This window comes from Bifidobacterium pullorum DSM 20433 (assembly GCF_000771405.1).
Classification (GTDB): Bacteria; Actinomycetota; Actinomycetes; order Actinomycetales; family Bifidobacteriaceae; genus Bifidobacterium; species Bifidobacterium pullorum.
In genome coordinates, this window is record NZ_JDUI01000002.1 from 168587 (window position 1) to 193623 (window position 25037).

20 protein-coding genes and 1 other RNA gene are annotated in these 25037 nt (G+C 65.6%); 4 read left to right on the top strand and 17 right to left on the bottom strand.

The window, feature by feature from the left end:
- Positions 1–122: 122 nt before the first annotated feature.
- From OU11_RS02040 to OU11_RS02050, 3 genes are all read right to left on the bottom strand, one after another.
- Entirely contained in the window at positions 123–2480 is a 2358-nt protein-coding gene (locus OU11_RS02040; RefSeq protein ID WP_033514186.1) for a DNA gyrase/topoisomerase IV subunit B, read from the bottom strand.
- Between the two features lie 260 nt (positions 2481–2740).
- Complete coding sequence (locus OU11_RS02045) at positions 2741–4132, bottom strand: RNA polymerase sigma factor (protein ID WP_033514187.1); 1392 nt, start codon at positions 4130–4132, stop codon at positions 2741–2743.
- A gap of 140 nt (positions 4133–4272) precedes the next feature.
- Positions 4273–4890, bottom strand: a complete 618-nt coding sequence (locus OU11_RS02050) for a DUF4192 family protein (RefSeq protein ID WP_052122550.1) — start codon at positions 4888–4890, stop codon at positions 4273–4275.
- Positions 4891–5082: 192 nt separating this feature from the next.
- Between OU11_RS02050 and OU11_RS02055 the strand changes: the two genes are divergently transcribed.
- The gene (locus OU11_RS02055; RefSeq protein ID WP_033514190.1) at positions 5083–6180 is read left to right on the top strand and encodes a polyprenyl synthetase family protein; all 1098 of its coding nucleotides are present in this window, start codon (positions 5083–5085) and stop codon (positions 6178–6180) included.
- Positions 6181–6224: 44 nt separating this feature from the next.
- Positions 6225–8495, top strand: coding sequence for a protein kinase domain-containing protein (locus OU11_RS02060; RefSeq protein WP_033514191.1), 2271 nt, complete (start codon positions 6225–6227; stop codon positions 8493–8495).
- A 67-nt stretch (positions 8496–8562) separates the two neighbouring features.
- On the opposite strand, the gene OU11_RS02065 is transcribed toward OU11_RS02060, so the two are convergent.
- Positions 8563–9270 carry a lysophospholipid acyltransferase family protein gene (locus tag OU11_RS02065; RefSeq protein ID WP_033514193.1) on the bottom strand — a complete coding sequence of 236 codons (708 nt, stop codon included), beginning with the start codon at positions 9268–9270 and terminating at the stop codon, positions 8563–8565.
- 66 nt (positions 9271–9336) lie between these two features.
- On the opposite strand from OU11_RS02065, the gene OU11_RS02070 reads away from it, so the two are divergent.
- A complete protein-coding gene (locus OU11_RS02070) occupies positions 9337–9882 on the top strand; it encodes a hypothetical protein (RefSeq protein WP_033514194.1) in 546 nt (181 codons plus the stop codon).
- A 116-nt stretch (positions 9883–9998) separates the two neighbouring features.
- Here the strand turns inward: OU11_RS02070 and OU11_RS02075 are convergent, their stop codons facing one another.
- From OU11_RS02075 to hpf, 7 genes are all read right to left on the bottom strand, one after another.
- Positions 9999–11930 (bottom strand): ABC transporter ATP-binding protein, encoded by a 1932-nt coding sequence (locus OU11_RS02075; protein ID WP_052122551.1) that lies wholly within the window; start codon positions 11928–11930, stop codon positions 9999–10001.
- Positions 11917–13821 (bottom strand): ABC transporter ATP-binding protein, encoded by a 1905-nt coding sequence (locus OU11_RS02080; RefSeq protein WP_081963386.1) that lies wholly within the window; start codon positions 13819–13821, stop codon positions 11917–11919. The genes OU11_RS02075 and OU11_RS02080 overlap by 14 nt, the downstream gene beginning before the upstream one ends.
- Positions 13822–13920: 99 nt before the next feature.
- Positions 13921–14598 (bottom strand): sensor histidine kinase, encoded by a 678-nt coding sequence (locus tag OU11_RS02085; protein WP_033514195.1) that lies wholly within the window; start codon positions 14596–14598, stop codon positions 13921–13923.
- 37 nt (positions 14599–14635) lie between these two features.
- Positions 14636–15337, bottom strand: a complete 702-nt coding sequence (locus tag OU11_RS02090; protein ID WP_052122552.1) for a LytR/AlgR family response regulator transcription factor — start codon at positions 15335–15337, stop codon at positions 14636–14638.
- Positions 15338–15393: 56 nt separating this feature from the next.
- On the bottom strand, positions 15394–16446 hold the full coding sequence (gene trpD, locus OU11_RS02095; protein ID WP_033514196.1) for an anthranilate phosphoribosyltransferase: 1053 nt from the start codon (positions 16444–16446) through the stop codon (positions 15394–15396).
- Positions 16447–16611: 165 nt separating this feature from the next.
- On the bottom strand, positions 16612–19539 hold the full coding sequence (gene secA / locus OU11_RS02100) for a preprotein translocase subunit SecA (RefSeq protein ID WP_033514197.1): 2928 nt from the start codon (positions 19537–19539) through the stop codon (positions 16612–16614).
- 169 nt (positions 19540–19708) lie between these two features.
- Positions 19709–20377 (bottom strand): ribosome hibernation-promoting factor, HPF/YfiA family, encoded by a 669-nt coding sequence (gene hpf / locus OU11_RS02105; protein ID WP_033514198.1) that lies wholly within the window; start codon positions 20375–20377, stop codon positions 19709–19711.
- Between the two features lie 159 nt (positions 20378–20536).
- Between hpf and rnpB the strand changes: the two genes are divergently transcribed.
- An RNA gene (rnpB, locus tag OU11_RS08755) (RNase P RNA component class A) lies at positions 20537–20907 on the top strand.
- 22 nt (positions 20908–20929) lie between these two features.
- Here the strand turns inward: rnpB and OU11_RS02110 are convergent.
- From OU11_RS02110 to pgsA, 6 genes are all read right to left on the bottom strand, one after another.
- The gene (locus tag OU11_RS02110; RefSeq protein WP_033514199.1) at positions 20930–21481 is read right to left on the bottom strand and encodes a regulatory protein RecX; all 552 of its coding nucleotides are present in this window, start codon (positions 21479–21481) and stop codon (positions 20930–20932) included.
- A gap of 29 nt (positions 21482–21510) precedes the next feature.
- Positions 21511–22647 (bottom strand): recombinase RecA, encoded by a 1137-nt coding sequence (gene recA / locus OU11_RS02115; protein WP_033514200.1) that lies wholly within the window; start codon positions 22645–22647, stop codon positions 21511–21513.
- Positions 22648–22897: 250 nt separating this feature from the next.
- Complete coding sequence (locus OU11_RS02120; protein WP_033514201.1) at positions 22898–23131, bottom strand: DUF3046 domain-containing protein; 234 nt, start codon at positions 23129–23131, stop codon at positions 22898–22900.
- A 38-nt stretch (positions 23132–23169) separates the two neighbouring features.
- Positions 23170–23682, bottom strand: a complete 513-nt coding sequence (locus OU11_RS02125) for a helix-turn-helix domain-containing protein (protein WP_033514202.1) — start codon at positions 23680–23682, stop codon at positions 23170–23172.
- 64 nt (positions 23683–23746) lie between these two features.
- Positions 23747–24271 carry a CinA family protein gene (locus OU11_RS02130; RefSeq protein ID WP_033514297.1) on the bottom strand — a complete coding sequence of 175 codons (525 nt, stop codon included), beginning with the start codon at positions 24269–24271 and terminating at the stop codon, positions 23747–23749.
- An 86-nt stretch (positions 24272–24357) separates the two neighbouring features.
- A complete protein-coding gene (gene pgsA / locus OU11_RS02135; protein ID WP_033514203.1) occupies positions 24358–25017 on the bottom strand; it encodes a CDP-diacylglycerol--glycerol-3-phosphate 3-phosphatidyltransferase in 660 nt (219 codons plus the stop codon).
- Positions 25018–25037: the final 20 nt, after the last annotated feature.

A 25037-nucleotide genomic window follows, 5' to 3' on the forward strand; every position in this document is an offset into this window, starting at 1 on the left:
ATGGTTTTGCAAACGCTGTCAACGTGAACGGCGTACACGCCGCCTCCCCTCCTCGTCACCGTCCGCGACGCCGAGGAGAGCAACACGGCAATCCGTTCGCGACGGAGAAGGATGCGGGAGAATCAGGTGTCGATCTTGGACCGGTCGAAATCGTCGGCGTTATCCACGATGAACTGCTTGCGCGGCGGCACGTCGTCGCCCATGAGCAGGCTGAAGATCTCGCTGGCTTGCGCGGCGTCCTCCATGCGGATGCGGCGCAGCATGCGCGTGCGCGGGTCCATCGTGGTGTCGGCCAGCTGGTCGGCGTCCATCTCGCCCAAACCCTTGTACCGCTGAATGTCGTCGTTGTAGGCGATGTGCCTGCGGTCCAGATCGGCCAGCTTGCCGGCCAGCTCGTCGTCCGAATACGTGTAGATGTATTCACCCTTATGCGAGCCGGCGAGCGCAATGCGGTGCAACGGCGGCACCGCGGCATACACGCGACCATGCTCGATGAGCGGGCGCATGTACCGGTAGAACAGCGTGAGCAGCAGGATGCGGATGTGCGCGCCGTCCACGTCGGCATCGGTCATCATGATGACCTTGTTGTACCGGGCCTGCTCGATGTCGAAGCTCGGCCCGGAGCCGGCGCCGACCACCTGGATGATCGCCGCGCATTCCTTGTTCGAGAGCATCTGGCTCAGTGAGGCCTTCTGCACGTTGAGGATCTTGCCTCGGATCGGCAGCAGGGCCTGGAACCCGGAGTTGCGGGCCGCCTTGGCGGTGCCGAGCGCCGAATCACCCTCGACGATGAACAGTTCGGCCACGTCGTCGTTGCCCGGCTGGCAGTCGGACAGTTTCGGCGGCATCGAGGCGGATTCGAGCGCGTTCTTGCGGCGCGTGACCTCCTTGGTCTTGCGCGCCTGGATGCGGGCGTGCATCTCGCCGACGATCTTCTCGAGCACGCGCCCGGACTGCTCCTTATAGCCGCGCTTGGAGCCGGTGATCATCTCGCCGAACTGTCTGTCGGTCATGCGGGTGACGATCGGCTTGACCTGCGCGGTGCCCAGCACGTCCTTGGTCTGTCCCTGGAACTGGGGTTCGGCGATGCGCACGGTGACCACGGCGACCAGTCCGGCCAAGATGTCGTCGCGTTCGACGCGCATGGCGCCGTCCTTGAGGTTCACCTTGAGCTTGCGCGCGTTATCCTCCACGGCCTTGCGGATCTGCTTGGTGATGCCGCCCAGGAACCCGTCGACGTGCGTGCCGCCGCCGGGGGTCTCGACCACGTTGACGAAGCTGCGCATCGTGGTGTCGTAGCCGTTGACCCAACGCAGGGCGATGTCCACGCCGCAGGTGCGGGTGATCGTCTGCGCATGCAGGTCGCCGTTGTCGTCGACGGCCTGGGTTTCCTCCTCATAGGTGTCCTCGCCGGTGATGCGCCAGATGTCCGAAACGGGCTCCCCCTTGGACAGGAAGTCGACGAAATCCTTGACGCCGCCGGTATGGAGGAACTCCTCGACGCGGGCGTGACCATGCGCGGCCGCCGCCACGTTCCGCTGGGTCACGGCAGGCTGCGCCGGTTCCGCCCCCACCGTGACGAATCCGTCCAACCCCGACGCCTGCTCCGCCGCACCGGCGGAGTCGGCGGAGTCGGCAACACCGACGGTCGCGGCACCGGCGGCATCCGTCGTATCGGCAACGTCAACGTCGCCAACCATGTCGGCACCCGACATCGGTTCCGTTTCGTCGATCTCACGCACCGCGTCCACCGATTCGTCGCCGGTTTCCGGAATGTTCTCGTCGATGACGGTGATCCTCAGTCCCGGCACCAGGAAACTGGTCTGCCGGACGCGGTCGATGAGTTGTTCATAGCTGAATTCGGCGGTGGCGTTGAAGATCTCCGGATCCGCCCAGTAGCGGATGCGCGTGCCTGTGGTCTTGGGACTGACCTTGCCGATGATCTCCAATTCGGTCGCCTTGTTCTTGCGCGTACGCTTGAACGGCGCATCCGGCGAGGGGTGGGCCGGGTCGGCGTCCGTGTAGACGCCCGGATGCCCCTGATGGAACGACATGTGATGGGTTTTGCCGTCGCGGTCGACCTCGACGTCCAGACGCGCCGACAGCGCGTTGACCACGGACGAGCCGACGCCGTGCAGACCGCCGGCCGCGTTGTAGGAGGCATTGCCGAACTTGGCGCCGGCGTGCAGTTTGGTCAGTACGACCTCCACGCCGCTCAGGCCTGTTTTCGGCTCGGTGTCCACAGGGATGCCGCGGCCGTTGTCGGCCACCTCGACCGAACCGTCATCGTGCAGGGTGACGGTGATATGGTCGCAGGCACCGGCCAACGCCTCGTCCACGGCGTTGTCGATGATCTCCCACAGGCAGTGCATCAGGCCCTGGCTGTCGGTGGTGCCGATGTACATGCCCGGGCGCTTGCGCACCGCGTCAAGGCCTTCGAGAACGGTCAAACTGTCCGCGCCGTAGTTTTCCTTTGCCATGGTCCCCATTCAATCGTCGATGTACGCCGGAGCAACACGCTTCCGGCATGATGCGACGTCTCCCCTTGAGCGGGGAGGACGCCAAGGTAATCGGTGCCTCTTGCGAGCCAGCTGAGGATGGCTCCGTCGTTCGGGAGTCCACTGGACTCCCTCGCTCCTCGCGTGACGGCCTGCCCAGCGGGCCGTCCAAGGATGGCTCCGTCGTTCGGAAGCCCACCGGGCTTCCTCGCTCCTCGCGCGACGGCCTGCCCAGCGGGCCGTCACTGGTCAAGGAAGTCGCGCAGTGTTTGGGAACGGGACGGGTGACGCAGCTTCGACATGGTCTTCGACTCGATCTGGCGGATGCGTTCGCGGGTCACGCCATACACGCGGCCGATGTCGTCGAGCGTCTTCGGCTGACCATCCTCCAAGCCGTAGCGCATCTTGATGACGCCGGCCTCACGCGGGCTCAGGGTCTCCAGCACCTGCTTGAACTGCTCCTGCAACAGCGAGAACGCGACCGCCTCGGACGGGGCGATGGCGTCGGTGTCCTCGATCAGATCGCCGAACTCGGAATCGCCGTCCTCACCCAGCGGGGTGTGTAGCGAGATCGGCTCGCGGCCGTACTTCTGCACCTCCTGGACCTTCTCGACCGGCATGTCCAGCTCACGGGCCAGCTCGTCAGGCGTGGGCTCGCGTCCCAGATCCTGCAGCATCTGGCGCTGCACGCGCGAAAGCTTGTTGATGACCTCCACCATGTGCACCGGCACGCGGATGGTGCGCGCCTGGTCGGCCATGGCGCGGGTGATGGCCTGGCGGATCCACCAGGTGGCGTAGGTGGAGAACTTGAAGCCCTTCTTCCAGTCGAACTTCTCGACCGCGCGGATCAGGCCCAGATTGCCCTCCTGGATCAGGTCCAGGAACAGCATGCCGCGGCCGGTGTAGCGCTTGGCCAGCGAGACGACGAGTCGCAGGTTGGCTTCCAGCAGGTGGTCCTTGGCCTTCTTGCCGTCGTTGGCCGCCCATTTGAGCTCGCGGCGGCGCTTGAAGTCCAGCTGATCACCCTCGGTGTCCAGCAGATGCTGGGCGTACAGGCCCGCCTCGATGCGCTCGGACAGGTCCACCTCCTGCTCAGCGTTCAGCAGGCTGACACGGCCGATCTGCTTGAGGTAATCCTTGACCGGATCGGCGGTGGCGCCCGTGGCGACCACACGACGCTTCGGATTGCCGGACGGGGTCAGGTTGTCGTCGTCATCATCGTCACGAACGACGAATGCACCCTTCTCCTTCGGCTCTTCCGGCTTGTCCTGATGTTCGTCCTCATCCTCCTCGGGCTCGGGCTCGGACTCATCGGCCAGATCGTCATCCTCATCCCCCGCACCGGGGTTGTCGATGCCCTCGTCGATGTCGTCCAAATCGTCATCGACCACCTCGCCGTCCTCGTCGTCCAGCAGCGCGTCCTCCTTCAACGGCTCCTCGACGGCTTCGGTCTGCTTGGGCTGAGACGTGCTCCGGCGCTGGGGCTTCGATGCGGAGGCCGCCTTGCCCGTAGACGCGGCCTTCTTCTTCGAAGCGCCTTTGCGCGTGGTGGCGGTCTTGGCCGTCGACGAGGCCTTAGCGGTCTGTTCGTCCTGTTCCGATTCGGTCGTCACTGTTTTCGTGGCCAAACTCATCCTCCTGCAGGTTCCCGCCGGAAGCGCGGTAGCATATGGGCGCACTTCTAGCAAGGGCAAATCGTCAACTATTTGGAGTTAACCATCTTCCAAGGACGATTATTCCCGTCCGACACCGCGGACACCCGGATCCGGCGTGTTCACCGCAGCCATACCGGATAGGCCCCGCGACGCAATGCGCCGAGCACGATCGCCGCCAGCGAACAACCGGCATCAATGGCGAGCGCCTGCAGCGCGTAGGACGGCGCCCGCCGGTCGCCCAGCCACCATAGGACGTACGCGATGATCGTCAACGGCTGCACCCGGTAGCGTTCGGGAACCGCGGCCACCATCCGCTCCAGGGCCGCCACGGCCGCCCGGCATCGGGCGCCGTCCACCCCGCCGTGCTCGTCCGTGAACGCCTCGGTCAGCATCCGCCCCATCCGATCGCAGACCTCCGGCGCGTGCGGCCGTGAGGCGAATCCCATCAACACCTCCTTGTCCAAGCCCGCGGCACCGGTCACGATCGACACGATCAGGGCGTCCCGGATGGCCAGGGTCTGGTCCATACCGACCGCGAGCGCCATCATCGACGCCTCGGGCAACTGTTTGCCATCCCGCAATACCTCCAGCCAGTCATCCAACGGATGGTCCACCCATGCCGCGTCGGCCGTTCGCGGGCCGCGCTCGCGCCGATCCTCCCGCAGCCGCATGCTCAGCTCGTCCATGATCCGCGCGGCACGGGTTTCCGCCTTCCGCCCTTCCCGAAGTTCCGACATCATTCCCCCTTTGGTTGCTGCCATCCGCCGGCGCCCCTGCACCGGTCCGCCCGAAGGCGAGGATTCCAGTATGGGCGCGGATGCCCGCCCACCGCCACCCGAAACGGGCAATGTGGTCGAAGGCTTGCCGGATGTGGTCGAACGTTTCGCGAACGCTTGTCTTGTCACCCGGCTGCGGATACCCTCGTAGGTATGACTACGACTGCGATGCTGGGCGTCATCGAACGGCGCATCACCGAGCTGGTGTCCTCGTTCCTTGCGATGCCTGACGATGAACGGCTCGATGACGTCTGCGCCGCCGTGCTGCATGCGACGATCCGGCAGGCGACCGTTTCCAGCGAGGGGGGCAAGCGGCTGCGGGCGCTGCTGGCCGTGGATACGTTCGGCGCACTGGCATCCGACGATTCCCGGCGCGGGGCGCTCATCGACCTGGCCTGCGCGGTCGAGGTCTTCCAGACGGCCGCGCTGGTCCATGACGACATCATCGACGACGCCGACCTGCGCCGCGGCAAGCCGGCCGCGCACAAGGCCCTGGCCGGGCCGGCGCACGACGCGGCGCTGGGGACGGGACTGGGCATCATGCTCGGCGATCTGCTGGCCACGGCCAGCGTGGACATCGCCAACGGCGCCGCCCGTCAGCTGCCGAACGCCGATGCCATCATCCAAGCGTTCCTGACCATGCACCGCGAGGTGGAAATCGGGCAGGTGCTCGACTTGGCGGCGGTCCAATGCCCCATGTCCGATCCCGAACGGCTCGCCCAAGCCTCGCTGGATGTGTTCCGTTGGAAAACCGCGAGCTACACCACCATCGCACCGCTGGAGCTCGGCATGCTCGCCGCCGGCATGAGCCCCGACGAGGCGCGCCGCCACGCGCTCGCCATCGGCGATCCCCTGGGACTGGCGTTCCAGTTGACCGACGATCTGCTCGACGTCGTCGGTTCCAGCTCCGCCACCGGCAAACCGATCGGCGGTGATATCCGCGAAGGCAAACGCACGGTGCTGCTGGCGGACGCGCTGACTGGCGCGACGCCGGACGAGCGCCGTGAACTGACCGCCATGTTCGAGGCCCCCATGCGCGACGAGACGCAGACCGCCCGCGCCATCGCGCTGTTCCACACAACCGGTGCGATAGACCGCTCACGCGATCGCATCGAAACGCTGTGGACGCGCAGCCTGCACGCCATCGAGATGATGGGGTGCCCCACCGAATCACGGACGATCCTGGAACAGGCCTGTGCTCGTTTCGTGCCTTCCGTTCATTACACGCCCCGCGAGCAGGACAGCATGTAGACTTTTAAGAGACCGTTATCCCACCAAGGAATGCCTGTATCACCATGACTGAAGCCGCGAACGTGCCCGAAGGGCTTGTGATCGAAGGACGATACCGTATTGTCCACCGCATCGCCGAAGGCGGCATGGCCACGGTGTACCAGGCCGTCGACGAACGACTCGACCGCACGGTGGCCATCAAGATCATGCACACGCAGCTCGCCCAGGGGCCGCTTCGCGACCAGTTCGTCGAGCGTTTCCGCCGCGAGGCCAAATCCGCGGCGGCCATCGCCAACCCTCATATCGTGCAGGTGTACGACACCGGCGAGTTCAACGGTCTGGACTACCTGGTCATGGAGTACGTCCATGGTGTGAACCTGCGGCATGAGATGAACACGCAACGCACGTTCACCGTCCGGGAGACGTTGCGCATCCTTTCCGAGACGCTGGATGGCCTGTCCGCCGCGCATCGCGTCGGCGTCGTGCACCGGGACATCAAGCCGGAGAACATCCTGCTCAACGACCGCGGTCGCGTGCAGATCACCGACTTCGGCCTGGCCAAGGCGGCCTCGCAGGCCACGCTCTCCGCCACCGGCATGCTGCTGGGCACCGCGGCCTATCTGGCCCCGGAGATGATCCAGGACAACCAGGCCACCCCGCAGGGCGACCTATATTCGATCGGCATCACCGCCTGGGAGATGCTGGCCGGCTTCGTGCCGTTCCAATCCGACAACCCGGTCACCTTGGTGTTCAAGCACGTCCACGAAGATGTGCCCTCCCTATCGGATTCCTGCCCCGGCCTGCATCCGGATGTGGCGGCGTTCATCGCCCACCTGACCGCACGCGCCGTGGACGCCCGGCCGGCCGATGCCACCGCGGCGCTGCAGGAGCTGCGCGCGTTGACCGCATCCCTGCCGATTTCCGCATGGCAATACCGCAAGTCCACGGACGGCGACCAAGCCACGGCCAACGAAACCACACAGCCGCCGCTGCCGCCGCTCGATCCGCCCGCCCCCGCCACCGAACCGATTGCGACGGCGAGCGCAAGACCTTCGGCCGACGCCGCCACCGACACCATCGCCAAACCTTCCCCGGATGCCGAGCTGGCCGCCACGGCCGAGTTCCGTCCCGACGCCACGCAGCCCATCGCCAAGGCCGACGCCGCCGGAGACGCCGCTACACAGACGATTCCCGCGGTGCCTTCCACGCCGACACAGGCCATCCCCCAAACGGGAGTCCTGCCCGACGGGCAGTTCGACGACGCCCAAACCGCGGATGCGGTCGCCGACACCGATGCCGACACCGGCACCCGTCACACGAAGCGCACGGTCGCCGTCGTCGCCATCATCCTGTTCGCATTGGCCGCCATCGGCGGTGGCGTGTTCGCATGGTGGTACTATCTGGGCCCCGGCAGCTACTGGACGATGCCCCAGCCGAACGACATCTCCTGCACCGAAGGCCGGGACTGCCCCATCACCGATGCCGACTGGGCCGACTATGAGAGCACGCTCAAGGTGGCCGGCATCCCCTACACCACGGATGAGGATTACAGCGACACCGTGGCCGAGGGAGACATCATCTCGGCTCATCTGACCGCCGACGGTTCCGCCGATCCGCTGGATGTGGGCGACCGCATCAACCGGCGGGACGGCAGCCAGATCACCGTCACCGTATCGAAGGGCGTACGGCAGGCCACGATCCCCGACGACATCCTCGACCCGAACTCGGCGAACGCGGCCGATCCGCTGAAGGCGCTGAAGGACGCGGGCTTCGACAACGTGACCCACGACGAGGACAACGACCAGTATTCGGACACGCTGCCGGCGGGCGTGGCGCTGACCATCAGCCCCGACCCCGGCACCACACTGGACCACAACGCGGAGGTGACCGTGACCCTGTCGAAGGGCCCGGCGCCGGTCGACATGCCGAACATCATCGGTTCCACACGAGACGAGGCGGAGGCGGCGCTCGCCGAACTCAGGCTCATCGCCAACGTGACCGAGGAGTTCAGCGACTCCGTGCCCTCCGGACAGGTGATTTCCGCCTCCGCGGATTCCGGCGCCCAGCTGCATTGGGGCGACACGGTGGACGTGGTGGTCTCCAAGGGTCCGCAGACCGCGGCCGTGCCCTCCGGGCTGGTGGGCAAGCAGGAGAGCGACGTGACCAAGACGCTGGAGGATCTCGGCTTCAAGGTGGAGACCAACCGCATCCTCGGCGGCCTGTTCGGCACCGTGCGTGACGTGCAGTACGACGGGGAGTCCATCAGCAACGGGGCCGATGTGCGGCTGCGCGACAAGGATGGCAACGCGACCGTCATCACGCTGACCGTGGTGTGAAATCACCTGCGGATGTTGCGCACGTATACAACGGCTATACGCGCACGATAAGGGGTGTTGCGTCGACTTACTTTGTCACGGTCGAATCCGCGGCGGCCTGCTCCTTGAGGCGCTTCTTGACCGTCTGCGCGTACTCGTCCACGTATTCCTGCCCGCTCATGGCCTGGATGGCGTGCGTGACCTGATCGGTCAGCGAGCGCAGGTCATCATGGGTGACGGTCTCGGCATCCTTACGCTCCACGGGGATCGGCTTGCCGTAGATCACCTGCGTCTTGCCCTTCTTCGGCACCACGGTGCCGACCGGCTGCAACGTGTCCGAGCCGATGATGGCCACCGGCACAATCGGGCATCCGGTTTCCAGCGCCAGCTTGGCCACGCCGGTATGTCCCTTGTACAGACGGCCGTCGGGGCTGCGCGTGCCCTCGATGTGGATACCGAACAGGTGGCCGTCCTCCAGAATCTCACGCGCATGGTTCAGCGCGCCGAGCGACTTGGAGCCACCGGAACGGTCGACTGGGAACACGCCGACGGACGTGAACCACCACTTCTTGAACCGGCCCTTGATGCCCTTGCCTTCGAAATACTCGGCCTTGCCCATGAAATGGATCATGCGCGGGCAGGTGATCGGCAGCAGCGCGTCATCAATCACGGCCAGATGGTTCGCGGCGATGATGGCGCCGCCATGCTTGGGGATGTTCTGCAACCCCTTGACCGTGGGACCAAGCCGCCGGTGGGCGATCCAACCGAACCCCTTGACGAAGAACCAGTACAGCATCGTGGGTTTCCTCCTCGTATACCTTGTGGGCGCGGTATGGCGTCACGCTTGGTTACAGTGGTGTCTATGACTGAGAACAACAATAGCAATGCCGATGGCGAGCGTCCAAACCCCACGCCGGGTGATGGAACCGATTTCGACGCCGCCTGGGCCGAGTTCGCCGCCGACCACGCCGATGACCTCAACGACGTGGAACGCTCACGCAACGCCAAACGGTTCGAAAAGCATGCGCAGCGCAAGGAGAAGGAGGCGCTGCTCTCAGTCGACGATCTGGACCCGAGCGCCTTCGCCGGCGGCGCGAGGCGGGGCCCCCGCGATTTCACCGGTTCCAGCTGGCTGGACACCGACGATGTGATGGACCGCTATGGCGAGCCGTTCACGCCGCCGAACCCCGATCTGGGTCCGGTGAACAAGTCCAAGCTCGTGTTCTGGATTCTGCTGATCGTAGGCGTCGCCGGCGTGATCGGCTCGGTGTTCCTGCCTGGATTGGCCGCCATGCTCGGCACAATCTTCGGCGCGTGCGTACTCATCGGCGCGGCCGGTCTGATCGTGCAGCACAAGGGCCACGCCGAAACCCGCGAGAACCCGTTCGACGACGGCGCCCGCGTCTGACCGAGTCCCACCGCGACAACACGCGCATAAGGCCACTATCAAACGTCCGTGTCGTCACCAAGACGCGACAACACGCGCATAAGGCCACCTCCTCAAACGTCACGCCCGGAACCGAATCACGACGCCGGCCGACCGCCGTCGCGCCGGTTGTCCACATGCCGCTCCACGTAGTACTGGGCCTGTGCCTGCCACAGCCGGTGATAAGTGCCGGACTCGTCGGCCACAAGCTCGTCGTGGGTGCCGAACTGGACGATCGAACCGTGGTCGAACACGGCGATCTCGTCGCAGAACCGGCAGGAGGAGAGCCGGTGGCTGATGTAGACGGCGGTGCGATCCTCCACGATCCGATCGAACCCCTCGTAGACCTCGGCCTCGGCGACCGGGTCGAGCGCGGCTGTCGGCTCGTCAAGCACCACAAACGGCGCATCCTTGTAGATGGCGCGGGCCAGCGCGATCTTCTGCGCCTCGCCGCCGGAAACCTCCACGCCCTCAGGGTCGAGGTCGCGGTACAGCGGCGTGTCGAGTCCCTTGGGCAGCGTGGCGAGTCTGTCGCCAAAGCCGGCCTTCTTCAGGCAGTCGCGGGCTCGGTCGGCGTCGCCCCGCTCCCCCGCCGCCACGTTCCGCCCCAGCGGCTGTGCCAACAGATGGAAGTCCTGGAACACCACCGAGAACAGGTCGAGATACTGGTCGTAGCGGTATTTGCGGATGTCGATGCCGTTGAGCAGGATCTCGCCCTCGGTTGGGTCGTACAGCCGACACAACAGTTTGATGAATGTGGTCTTGCCGCTGCCGTTCTCGCCGACCACCGCCAGACGCCGGCCGATCCTGAACCGCAGGTTCACGTGACGCAACGCCCAGGCCTGCGAGCCGGGATAGCGGAACGAGACGTCACGGAACTCCACGTCGTATTCGCGGTCCGTGCGTTTCTCGGTGGTCAGACTCCCCTGATACATGCGGTGGGGAGTATCGAGGAACTGGAATGTGGGGACGAGGAACGCGGCGTTCGCGCGTGCCTCGGCGGCCACGGTCAACAGACTGGCCACGCCGGCGAAACAGTTGGTGATCGCGCCCACGTACTGGGTGACCGCGCCGACGCCGAACGCCCCGGCCCACGCCTTGGCACACACGAACAGATAGGCGGCACCTTCGAGCGTCATCGTCAGCGCGCGGGACCCGGCGCCGAACAGCCCCATCGGGCCGCGGGCGTCGCGGGCCATCGAACTGCGCACACCGTAGGTGTCGTCGACGCTCAGCAGCAGCGGCGCGACCGCACGCTCCTGCTGAGCGTACATGCGCATGTCCATCGCACGCCCGGCCTCGTTCGGCATGGGGGCGTAGGTGTTGAATATGCGGTTGCCGAGCTTGCCGTCGTCGGCGTGGCGGAGCCAGACCCGCTCCGCACCCGAGGCGCATGCCGCCGATGCCGCGACAATGGTAAGCAGCAGCACGCAGAACAGCGCACCGCACCACGGCGTGCCCAGGAACCGCAGCGGCGAGCCCTCCGGCATCGGGGTCAGGAACAGCCCGACGGTCAGTCCGATGCCGCCGATGATGCGGAACACCGCAGTCATCGCGTCAGTCAGCAGCTCCGGGATGCGGTCCAGCCCCCATCCGTTGAAGTTGCGGTTCTGCAGGATCGTCGAGAACAGGTCGTAGGTGCGCTGGTCATCCACGTCGGGGTAATCCGTCCCCATCATCGTGTCCATGTACAGGCGTGAGGAAGCCCACCATATATTCGCGCCGTCCTCCCTGTTCTTCCAATGCAACGATGCGGCGGTCGCCAGTGACACGACGGCGGTCACACCCAGCGTCAGCACGGCCCAGAACACCAGACGCGACGGGTCGCGCGCCCCGGCCAACTCGTCGATCAGCCGCGCGGACAGCCAGATCGTGGCGTATGGTCCGCAGGCGGTGAGCGCCGCATTGACCGTGATCGCAACCAGCCATTGCGGTGCGATGCGCCACCAGATGCCGAGGGCGCGGGTGGTGCGCCGCCAATCCTCCTTGACGGTTCCGAGCCCTGCCCCGTTCCGTTCATCGCGCGTCATCGTCGTCTCCCTTCCGGCCGGCGACGTCGGCGTCGGTCTCATAGTAGTGGCGTTGCACCTCGAACAGCCGCGCGTACCGGCCGCCCTGCGCAAGCAGCGATTCGTGCGTGCCCTCCTCGACGATGCGCCCGTGCTCCATGTACAGGATCCGGTCGCAGAAGCGGGTGGAGGCCAGGCGATGCGAGATGAACAGCGAGGTGCGTCCGGCGGCCATATCGCGGTACCGCCGGTAGATCGCGTCCTCGGCGATCGGGTCAAGCGCGGCGGTCGGTTCGTCGAGCAGGAGGATCGGCGCATCCTTGTACAGCGCACGGGCCAGCATGAGCCGTTGGGTCTGTCCGCCGGAGAGTTCGACGCCGTCCTCGTATATCTGACGTCCGATCTGCGTGTCGATGCCGTGCGGCAAAGCGGCCACGTCATCGGACAGTCCCGCCTGGTTCAGGCAACGGCGCACGCGCACCGGGTCGATGCCGTCCACACGCTGGGCCACGTTCTGCGCCACGGTGGCGTCGAGTACCGAGAAGTCCTGGAACACGGCCTCGAACAGCTCGTAATAGTCGCGGCGATTGTAGCGGCGTATATCAACGCCGTTGAGCAGCACGCCTCCCTCGGTGGGATCGAGGAACCCGGCGGCGAGTTTGACCAGCGTGGTCTTGCCGGCGCCATTGAGTCCGACGATCGCGATCTTCTCGCCCGGCCGGATGGTCAGATTGATATCGTGCAGCACATCCCTATCGGCACCTTGGTAGCGGAAGCTGACGCCGTCCAGCCGGATCTCGTAACGGTCGTCCGACGCCTTGGCCAGCGGCTCGCCGTCGTCGAAACGGAACGGTTCGGGCCATTCGAGGAACTCGCGCAGCATCGACAGGTCGATGCTCTGCCGGTGCAGTTGCGAGCACTGGTCGAGGATGCCCTCCATCCAGGTGGCGAACCCGGTGACGGCGGTGAAGTACAGCAGGAACCGCGCAGCCGTCAACCCGTGGTCCAGCGCCATGGCGATCAGATAGGCGTAGGCGATGCCGTTGCGCGCCACGGTCAACGCCACGTCGGCGATGTTGGCCCACATATATATGCCCTCGCGTCTGGTCAGGAAGCCGCGGTACACGCGCATCGCGCCATCCCACAGCTCGTCGATCCACCGGCCCAGGCCGAACAGGCGGATGTCCTTGGCGTAATCGCGGCCGGTACCGGTATCGAACAGGTACCTGAGCCGTTTCTTGCTGCGCCGCTCCTCGTCGCGATGACGGTATCCCCAGGCGTTGAGCCGGTGGGAGAGCGCGTAGCTGGCCACGGTGGTGGCCAGCACCAGCACGACCATCCACAGGTCCAGCCCCGACAGGACCGTCAGATAGGCGGCGAATCCGAGCACATTGGTCAGCAGAGTGGCCAGGGTATGCCATATCCCCTCGCCTGCGGACTGGTTGCTGGCGCAGCAGTCCTTGGCTTTCGCCCCGGCCTCGTTGAACCACGTGTCCAGCGTGTTGGGGTACGAGGTGGATGCCTGTTTCCCGGAGATGCGACGCAGCAGACTCATCCGCACCTCGATGCGCCCGAACAGCGTGTTCATCTCGACCCATCCGGTCAGGGCGCCGCATAGCATCAGCCCGGCAGTGAACGCCACGACGGCCGTGACGGTCGTGCTCAGCGGGTCGTGCCGTTCGATCGTGCCCAGTATCGTCGGGGCCACGAACAGGTCCAGTATGCCGGTGCCCGCCGCGGCCACGCCCTCCAACAGGCACAGTATCAGCACGCTTTTGCGCACATGCCATGCGGTGCGCGTCATGAACGCGACGATGGCCGCCATGCCGTATCTCGGCTTCGTGGCCGCCGTCCCGCGTGTTCCGCGGTCGTCGCCCTCATGCGCGGCTTCGGCGTTCCGATCATCCGTCATGCTCCGCTCCTTTCTCGTCGTATTCCGTTGTACCGTGGACGACGGCGGCACACATGGCTGCGGGTGACGAAACGCAGGGTCCTTGGTGACGACGCGCGGCTACCCCTGCGGCAGGAGGATCTCGGTGGTGAAGGCACTATCTTCGGAGTTGCGGTCCACCCAGCCGTCGAGCCGGTGGACGATCTCGTCGACGTGGGCGAGGCCGAGCCCGTGCCCGGCCGTGCGCTTAGTGGTGCGGAAACGGCCGGCGACCTTGGGCTGCTTGCCCTCCGAGGCCGTGTTGGTGAACGAGAGGTACAGCATCGCCCCCTTCATGGCCATGTAGACGCGAATCATCCGCCGCCCCTCCGGCAGTCCGGCACTGGCCTCGATGGCGTTGTCGAACAGGTTGCCGATGATCGAGCACAGGTCGAGGTCGGGGATGTCGAGCTTGACGGGGATGTGCGCATCGACCCGCACGTCGATGCCTCGCTCGGCAGCGAGCGACATCTTGCTGTTGAGGATGGCGTCGGCCATCGTGTTGCCGGTTTTGACGGGAGTGTCGAGCCGCGTCAGTTCGTCGTCGAGCGTATCCAGATAGTCGCGGAGCTTGGCGAGGTCGCCGTCGGCCGCGAGAACCTTCATCGTCTGGATATGGTTGCGCCAGTCGTGCCGCCATACGCGCATCCGCCGGTACATGTGCTCGACCTCGTGGTAATGGGTGTCGAGTAGTTCGACGCGGTATGCGGCCAGCTCACGGTTGAGGCGACGTTCACGCAGCCGCTTCAGCACTCCCATCTCATCTCCCGTCTTCCCTCTCGTTCCGTCAGCGCGGCTATGTCCGTGCGATGACCGCGCGGTTCAGTAGTTCGCAGCCGCCGCGGGGCAGCTTGAGCTCGGCGCCACCGTCAAGTCGCACCGTCGTGCGGGTGATGCGCCGCACCGCATCGAGATTGACGATCAGACCGCGGCCGACGCGCACGAATCCGTCGCCGAGTTCGCGTTCCAGGTCGCTCAGCGACCGTTTGATGGTATGGTCACCATCGCGTGTGTGCACGGTCACGTAGTTGCCGTGCACATCGAGCCAGCGAATCGCACTGATCGGCACGAGTTCGAGGCCACCGCCCGTATGCAGTTCGAGACGTCGCTCGCCGGTATGCAGCCGATGGGCGGCCCGGTCGAGCACGGCGTCCAGCTTGGCTTCGTCGATCGGCTTGACCAGATAGTGCAACGCCTCGACGTCATAGCCTTCAGCGATGTAATCGGTGTATCCGGTCACGAAGACGATCTGCACGGCATGGTCGGCACGGCGTATCGTGCGGGCCAGCGTCACACCGTCCATCGAGCCCATCTCGACGTCCAACAGGAGGATGTCCCACGCGGGATCGTCCTCCCAGCGGAACAGGAACCGTTCGGCGGATGAGAACGTCGTCACCTCGGCGATGTGGCCGCGACGGGCCGCCCACCCGGTCACGACGGATTTCAGATAGGCGGCATCGGCTGGCTCGTCGTCGCAGATTGCGATACGGTACGGCATGGGCCCCCTTTCGATGTTCCGGAACCCATCGTAGTCGCCGTCACGTCACTCGACGCTCAGGCCTTCGACTTGGCGACCTCGATCCAACGGTGCAGCAGGTCGTTCGCGGCACCGGAGTCGACGGCGGCCTCGGCCATCGCATAGGCGTCACGGAAGCGCTGCGCCAGCGTGGCGTCCGGATCGGGCAGCCGGCGGGCGTCGGCCACGATGGCGGATGCCGCGTTGAGCAATGCGGTCGAGCGGAACGGCACCGGCTTTCCGGCCAGGAAGTCCAGCATCGCCTGCGCGTTGACGGCGGGCTCGCCGCCGCGCAGGTCATCCAACGTCACCGGGGTGAGCCCCAGCTCCGCCGTCGGATCGAATTCGGTTTCACGCACCTTGCCGTCGCGGATCTCCCAGACGCTCACCGGCCCTGTCGGCGCCAGCTCGTCCAATCCCTCATGCGAGGTGTACACCATGCCGCTCTGGCCGCGGGAGGCATACACTTCGGCCATGATCGGGCTGACCGCGCGATTGGCGCATCCGATAGCCACATGCCGTGGATTGGCGGGGTTGGTCAGGGGCCCCAGCACATTGAACACGCAGGGCACGCCGATGGCGGAGCGCACCGGACCGACGAACCGCATGGCCGGATGGAACACCTTGGCGAACGCGAAGGTGATCCCCACCTCATCGCCCACTTCGGCCACGGCCTGCGGGTCGAGCTCCATCGGCAGGCCCAACGCCTCCAGGCAGTCGGCGGCGCCGCATTTGGACGATGCGGCGCGATTGCCATGCTTGACGATCTTCACGCCGGCGGCCGCGGCCACCACCGATCCCATCGTGGACAGGTTCACGGTCGCGGCGCCGTCACCGCCGGTGCCGACCATGTCGGTCGTCTCGCCGGAGACGTTCAACGGCACGGCGTGGGCGACCATCGCATCGGCGGCGCCACGCACCTCCTCGGCGGTCAATCCCAGCAGCTGCTGGGAGGCGAGCACGGCACCCACGGCCGCGGGATTGGCGTTGCCCCGCATCAGGTCATCCACGAACCACCACGACTCCCCCGCGCTCAGGTGATTTCCGGCAACCAATGTGGTGAGGATCGACTTCCATGTGATCTCGGCCATCATGCCCTCCTTGAAGCACGTTCGTGATGGATGTTGACGCGGCTCATTGTATCGATGGCATGTTGCGCCGCCGCGACGCTGTCCACATCACGGATATCGGGGCGGAATACGGCAGCGCCCGCCGGATGGGTTCCGGCGGGCGCTGGATGGTCCGTAAATGAGCCACTACTCGTTCTGGCCGTGGCACATCTTGTACTTGCGGCCAGAACCGCACGGGCACTGGGCGTTCTTCGGCGTGTCCGGGAAAGTGCGACCGTCCGCCCACGGCGTGTGCAGCTCCTCGCTCTTGGGACGCTTGGAGGTCGGGACCTTGCCTTCGGCGTGGCTGATCGGAGCGGGGCCGACGATGATCGGATTGCCGTTCTCGTCACGGGTCACGTCGTCCTCATCCGCGCTCTCGGACCCGGATTCGGACTGCGCGGCCAGTTCGTCGATGGCTTCGGCCTCCGCCTCGTCGTCGGTCTCGGGCTCGGACGGGCCGCTGGCCACGGTCTGATCCGCGGGGGCGGCGTCCTCGATGCCCATCTGCGCCTCGGCGGCGTCGACGGCGGCATCCTCATCCTGCTCGGATTCCAGGTCCTGGGTCATGGCCACACGGTCGATGTCCACGTGGAAGAGCAGCTGGATGCTCTCCTCCTTGATGGCCTCGATCATCGAGTTGTACATCTGGTAGCCCTCGCGCTGGTATTCGACCAGCGGATCGCGCTGGCCCATGCCACGCAGGCCGATGCCGTCCTTGAGGTAGTCCATCTCATACAGGTGCTCGCGCCACTTGCGGTCGAGCACGGCGAGCACCACGCGACGCTCCAGCTGGCGCAGGCCCTCCTCGCCGAGCTTGGTCTCGATGGCGGCGTACTGCTCCTCGGCGTCGGCCACCAGCACGTCGCGCACGGCGTCGACGGCCTTTTCACCCTTGAGCTTGCCGGCGGCCTCACGGGCCTCCTCCTCGGTCACCTGTACCGGGAAGACGCTCTTCAGCGCCTTGAACAGGCCCTCCCAATCCCAGTCGGCGGGCTTGTCGGAACCCTTGTTCGCGCCACGCACATAGCTGGTGATGGTGTCGGTGATGAACCGCTCGATGTCCTCGTGGATGTCCTCGCCCTTAAGCACGGCCTGACGCTCCGCGTAGATGACGCTGCGTTGCTTGTTCATCACGTCGTCGTACTTGAGCACGTTCTTACGGATCTCGAAGTTGCGCGACTCGACGGACTTCTGCGCGGTGCGCACGCCCTTGGACACGCTCTTGGACTCGATCGGCTCGCCCTCGGGCAGGCCCTTGGCCATCACACGCGCCACGAGCTGCGTGTTGAACAGACGCATGAGGTCGTCCTCGAGGCTCAAGTAGAAGCGGGACTCGCCCGGATCGCCCTGACGGCCGGAACGGCCGCGCAGCTGGTTATCGATGCGGCGGGACTCATGGCGCTCGGTGCCGAGCACATACAGGCCGCCGAGCCCGACGACCTCCTCGTGCTCGTCCTTGACCTGCTCCTTGACCTCGGCCAGGGTGCCCGGCCAACGCTTCTCGTACTCCTCCGGGGTGTCATCCGGGGAGTAGCCCTCGGCCTTGAGCTTGGCATCGGCCAGGAACTCCACGTTGCCGCCCAGCATGATGTCGGTACCACGGCCTGCCATGTTGGTGGCCACGGTCACGGCGCCCTTGCGGCCGGCCACGGCCACGACGGCCGCTTCCTTGGCGTGCTGCTTGGCGTTGAGCACCTGATGCGGGATGCCCGCCACGTCGAGCAGCGAGGAGACGACCTCGGAGCTCTCCACGCTGGCGGTGCCCAGCAGCACCGGCTGGCCCTTGGCGTGGCGCTTGGCCACGTCCTTGACGATGGCGGCGAGCTTCTCGCGCTTGGTGCGGAAGATCAGATCGTCCTGATCGACGCGGATCATCGGCTTGTTCGTCGGGATCGGCAGCACGCCGAGCTTATAGGTGCCCATGAACTCGGCGGCCTCGGTCTCGGCGGTACCGGTCATGCCGGCGAGCTTGTCGTACATGCGGAAGTAGTTCTGCAGCGTGATGGTGGCGAAGGTCTGGTTCTCGGCCTTGACCTCCACGTTCTCCTTGGCCTCAATGGCCTGGTGCAGGCCCTCGTTGTAGCGGCGGCCCGGCAGGATACGGCCGGTGTGCTCGTCGACGATGAGCACCTCGCCTCCGGTGACCACGTAGTCGCGGTCGCGCAGGAACAGCTCCTTGGCCTTGATGGCGTTGTTCAGGTAGCCAATCAGCGCGGTGTTGTTCGGCTCGTACAGGTTGTCGATGCCCAGGAAGTCCTCGACCTTGGTGATGCCCGGGTCCAGGATGCCGACGGTCTTCTTCTTCTCGTCGACCTCATAGTCCTCGTCGCGGGTCATCTTCGGCACCAGGCGCGCGAACTGGCGGTACCAGCGGGTCACGTCGCCCTCGGCCGGACCGGAGATGATCAGCGGGGTACGGGCCTCGTCGATCAGGATGGAGTCGACCTCGTCAACGATGGCGTAGTGATGGCCGCGCTGCACCAGATCCGACTTCTCCCACGCCATGTTGTCACGCAGGTAGTCGAAGCCGAACTCGTTGTTGGTGCCGTAGGTGATGTCCGCGTTGTACTGCTTGCGGCGCTCCGGCGGCTTCTGCTCGGTCAGGATGCATCCGACGGACAGGCCGAGGAAGCGGTAGATGCGGCCCATCAGCTCGCTCTGGTAGCTGGCCAGGTAGTCGTTGACGGTGACGACGTGCACGCCCTTGCCTTCGAGCGCATTCAGGTAGCTCGGCAGCGTGGCGACCAGGGTCTTGCCTTCACCGGTCTTCATCTCGGCGATGTTGCCCCAATGCAGCGCGGCGCCGCCCATCAGCTGGACATCGAAGTGGCGCTGGCCCAGCGTGCGCTTGGAGACCTCTCGCACCGTCGCGAAGGCCTCAGGCATCAGGCTGTCCAGCTTCTCGCCGTTATCGAGGCGCTGCTTGAACTTGCCGGTCTGCGCCTTGAGCTCCTCATCGCTCAGGGCGGAAATCTCATCCTCCAGCGCGTTCACGGCTTTCGCCACGTTCTCGAGCTTCTTGAGCTGGTGTCCCTCGCCCATGCGGAGGGCCTTGTCGATAATGTCTACCACGTTCGCTCCCTTGTCGGTTACCGTAAACGAGCATAGCCCAATTCGTGGGAATCGGGCACAAACTTCGTCCCAGTGTACGCGAACGTTACGATTTTTGGCGTCTTCCACACGAATGATGCCCCGCGCACTGTGTGTCGCGGGGCATCATCGTCAACGTTCAGTCAGGGCCTCACTCGGCTTTCTTCACGTTCTCCGGGGTGTCGATCTCGAACACGCCGTAGCTCCAGCCATGGCGATGGTAGACGACGGACGGGCGGTTCGTCTCCTTGTTGACGAACAGGAAGAAATCGTGTCCGATCAGCTCCATCTCATACAGCGCCTCATCGATGGTCATCGGTTCGGCGATGTGCAGCTTGCGGCGGATGACGATCGGCGTATCCCCGACCTGGACCTCCACCGATTCGCCGGGGCCCAGATCGGAGGCGACGGCCGCCTGCGGGCTGTTGTTCGGTTCCTCGGCCGGCGCCTCCTCCTCGGCCGGCTCGGGGGTGACGACGCCCATATCGACGGGCACCGGATTCGTGTATCCACGACGATGATCCTTGCGGCGGTCACGCGTACGGCGCAGACGCAGCGTCAGCTTGTCCAGAGCCATGTCGAGCGCGCTGTATTCGTCGGTGCTCGACGCCTCGGCACGCACCACGGTGCGGCCGGCGATGACGGTGATCTCCACGCGCTTGGCGGTATCGGCCTGACGCGGGTTGCCCTCATGCGTGACGACGATCTGCACGCGCTCCGCGTCCGGGGCGATAGCGGTCACACGATTCATCTTGTTTTCGACGACATCACGGAACCTTTGCTTGATCTGCGTATGACGTCCGGTAACGACGATTTCCATGTGGACCTCCTTGAGCTCAAGCGGGTTGTGCCCGCTGTATGTGCCCGAATGGCATCATCGCCATCCGGGTATGTCTCATTGTAGCCGAGTTCGGCGGCGACATGGCGAACAACTCGCCAACGATGAACGACACGCGTATGCGCTATTGTTGTGTGGGTGCGAGATTCCCAGATGGCCGCGGTCATACCGGCTCGCCGGTACGGCTGAGGAACTTCCGGGCTCCATAGAGCACGATGGCGGATAACGTCCGCCCAGGGTGACCTGAGAGCTAGCGCAACAGAGAATAGACCGCCCGGACTCGTCCGGGTAAGGGTGAAACGGCGGTGTAAGAGACCACCGGGCCGCTGGTAACAGCCGGCCGCATGGCAAGCCTCATCGGGAGCAAGGCCAAGCAGGAGACGCATGAGGGCTGCTCGCCCGAGTCTCCGGGTAGGCTGCTAGAGCCTGGCGGCGACGTCAGGTCGAGATGGATGGCCATCCGTGCCGCTTCGGCGGCATGACAGAACCCGGGGTACCGGGAATCTCGCACACCAACCGCCGAAACGCGCCGCACTACGGCAGCAGCTCCTCGGCCACACGCCGCAACACGCCGGGATCATGGCCCTTCCGCCCTCCGGCGGACCAGAACCTGCGCCGACGCACGGCGGTTTCAAGTCCAACGGTCTTTCGTGCATACCGCCGCCCCAGTTCCCACGCGGATTCCTCGAACATCCCGCACTGCTCGGCCTGTGCGGCGACCGTTTCGGCCAGACCGCGGTCGACCCCCTTGCGAACCAGCTCCGTCACCGTGCCGCGACGCCCCATGCATCTGCCCACGCAGTACCGCACCGCGGATTCGGCATAGGCGCGGTCATCCAGCAATCCCACACGGGTCAGTCGGGCGATCACCTCATCCACGGTGTCCGCATCGTATCCTTTGTCCAGCAATCGCCCGCGCAATGCCCCCGACGGCCGCGCGGCGGCGTCCAACAGCCGCAGCGCCGCCTCGCGGCACATATCCAGCGTCTCTTCCGCATCGGAACGGTCCGGGGATGGACCTCCGTCACCGTGGTGGGGCGTATCGCCGCGCCCCACCACGGACAGGAATCGTTCGGCGTCGATCATGCCACGCGTCTCCGATCGATGATTCCGCGTCAGGACTTCGCCGGGGCGCTCTTCGCCGGCTTGCCCGCGTCGGTGCCGCCGGCCGCCTCGGCATCGGGCTGCGACGCATCTTCAGGCAGCGAGACCAGTCCGAACGCGGCCTTGACCTTGTTCTCGATCTGAGCGGTCACCTCAGGGTTGTCCTTCAGGAACTGGCGGACATTCTCACGGCCCTGACCGAGCTGGTCGCCATCATAGGTGAACCAGGAACCGGATTTCTTGACGACGTTGGCCTGCAACGCCATGTCCAGCACCGAGCCTTCCTTGGAGATGCCTTCGCCGTACAGCACGTCGAATTCCGCCGATTTGAACGGCGGCGCCATCTTGTTCTTGACCACCTTGACGCGGGTGCGGTTGCCGACGGCCTCGTCGCCGGTCTTGATCGTCTGCACGCGGCGGATGTCCAGACGGACCGACGCATAGAACTTCAGCGCCTTGCCTCCGGTCGTGGTCTCGGGGTTGCCGAAGAACACGCCGATCTTCTCGCGCAGCTGATTGATGAAGATGGCCGTGGTGCCGGCCTGCGCCAGGGCGCCCGTCATCTTGCGCAGCGCCTGGCTCATCAGCCTGGCCTGCAGGCCCACATGGCTGTCCCCCATCTCGCCCTCGATCTCCGCCTTGGGCACCAGGGCGGCCACCGAATCGATGACGATGACGTCCAGGGCGCCGGAGCGAATCAGCATATCGGCGATCTCCAACGCCTGCTCGCCGTTATCCGGCTGGGAGACGATCAGGGAATCGGTATCCACGCCAAGCTTCTTGGCATACACGGGGTCCAGGGCGTGCTCGGCGTCGATGAACGCGGCCACACCGCCCTCACGCTGCGCATTGGCCACCACGTGCAGCGCCAGGGTGGTCTTACCGGACGATTCCGGGCCGTAGATCTCCACGATGCGCCCCTTGGGCAGACCACCGATGCCCAGCGCCATGTCCAGCGCCAACGAACCGGTGGGAATGACCTCCACATCCTGCGGGGGCTTATCCCCCAGCCTCATGGCCGACCCCTTGCCGAAGCTCTTCTCCACCTGCGCCAGCGCCGTGTCCAGCGCGGCCTGCCGGCGCGGGTCGATGCCATGCGCACCCTTGGAGGCGTCGGCGTCCTTGGCGGCTGTCGTCTGCTGTGCCATGTCTTCTCCTTAACAAGCGTGTCGTGACCGTCCGTCTCCACCCACCGTATGGGGCCGCGACGCACCGCGCAACCGCAGGCGACCAATGTGGTCGAACGATTCGCGTCCGGCTCGCGCGGATGCCGCGCACTACCGGTGCATCCGCGCGATTCCGCCGTTTCCGGCACCCATGCCTTTGCGGCGTGGTCGGTTCATGTGGATAACTATAACCCCAAACACGAACAAATGTTCGAATGACACGGCCGGCATGTCACGCGGCCGGCAGAGGCGGCGCGTTGTGGTCGGTGCCCCAGCGTCGCGCGTCCGGCACATCCATCTGATCGCACAGCGCGTTCCACACCACGCGGGGTTCGATGCCGGCGGCCAACGCCTCGACGACGGTCAGCCCGTCCAACGAGGTCAGCTGCTGATCCCTGGAAAGACTGCGTCCATAGCTACGCCCGAACACCTCTTCCAGCAACTCCCAGAATTCGCGTTCTCGCATAGGGGCCCAGTGTACCCGGCACGCCGCCCGAGCAACGGTTACGATTCCAGAGAATCCAGATAGTCGGCCACCAACCGCAGCATCTGCGAGGGCTTGACACCCAACGATTGCGCGATGGAGCCCAGCAGCTCCGAGCTGGCCTCCTTCTGCCCGCGCTCCACCTCCGACAGATACCCCAGCGACACGCCGGCCTTCTCGCTGACCTCACGCAGCGTCTTGCGGTCACGCGTGCGCAGTTCACGCAGCACATGGCCGATCGCCTCGCGCAGCGACACCTCACGGACCTCGTCCGTATCCTGCATGGAGCGGCCCGCACGGGAACGCGTCCGCTCGGCGTAATCCTCCTGCTGCCACATCCGCTCCAGCGCCGCCTGACGCTCCTCCTTGGCCTTCTTGGCGGCACGGGCCTTGATGACCTGCTGCTGGGCGAACAGCACGGCCCGGCGCTGCGCCGGGGTCAGGTCGCGCATACGCGCGCCGGTGCCCTTCACCGAGGCGGCGTTCACACCTGCATGTTCGATACGTTCACGGGTCACGGTCATCGGTTCCATCACGTCTTCCTTCCGACTTGGCGTCGTTCGTTCCACCACTACGAACAACACCGGAACCGACGGATTATTCCTGTGAATCCACTGTGAATCCGCTCACATTTTCCAGAACGCGCAGCACGGTCAGACGCCTGATGCGCTCACGGTCGCCGGACAGTCGCAGCCGGACCGACCGCACCGCCGACCCCCCATCGGGCCGGGGCGCCGACACCCCCACATACACCAGGCCGGCGGGCTTGTCCCCGTCGGGACCGGGCCCCGCCACACCGGTGGTCGACAATCCGATGACGCGACCGGCATACTCCCCCACGCCATACAGCCGCGACGTGCCGACGGCCATCTGCTCGGCCACCGACGGATGCACGGCACCCTCATGCTCCAGCAGCTCCGCATCCACCCCCAGCACCGCGGCCTTGGCGGCGATGTCATAGGTCACCGCCGACCCCAGGAACACGCGGGAGGCCCCCGGAATGCGCACGAACGCGTCGGCCAGCAGCCCTCCGGTCAACGATTCCGCGGCGGCGATCTTCATCCCCCGTCGGTCGCACCACGCCAGAACCCGACGTGCCAAATCATCGCAGCGCTCCGCCAGTTGCGCCGCATCCGGCGCATCGGACGCGCCACCGCCCCCACTGTCGCACGTCATCATCTCCCCTTCCCCGGTATCGGCCGACCCGATCACCGTTCGGCCGGACGGAACGTGTTGATCAGGTAGACGGCGCCGGAATACAGGCACAGCGCCAACGCCACGTAGATCACGATCTGGGTCAGCCAGGTATAGGCGGTCAGCCACCACGGGTTCGCCCCCGTTCCGGGAGCGAACGTCCACAGCGGCACCAGCAGCATGGATAGGCCTACGCACTGGAACACGGTCTTGAGCTTGCCCGGCCATGCGGCGGCGATCACCTTGCCTCCGGGCCGTTCCATGACGAAGAACCGCATCACCGTGATGCCGAGCTCGCGGATCAGGAACAGCGCCACCAGGATCCAACCCCAGACGACGTTGCCGAATTCGCCGAACGCCGCCGCCACAACGAGCGCGCCGCAGGTGAGCAGCTTGTCCGCGATGGGGTCCATGAGCTTGCCCATCTCCGTGACCTGGTTGTATTTGCGGGCCATCCAGCCGTCGATCTTATCGGTGGACGCGGCGACGATGAAGATGATGGCGGCAACCCACCGCATCGCGGGATTGTCGACGCCGAACGGCCCCGCCATGATGTCCAGCACCAGAAACACCACCACCAGCGCGATGCGCGCATAGGTGACCAGATTGGGAGGCGCGTTCCAGCCATCGAGCAAGGAGCCCGTGCGCTGCTCATCGGAATTCTGCATACTCATCACTGTACCTTGATTTCAGG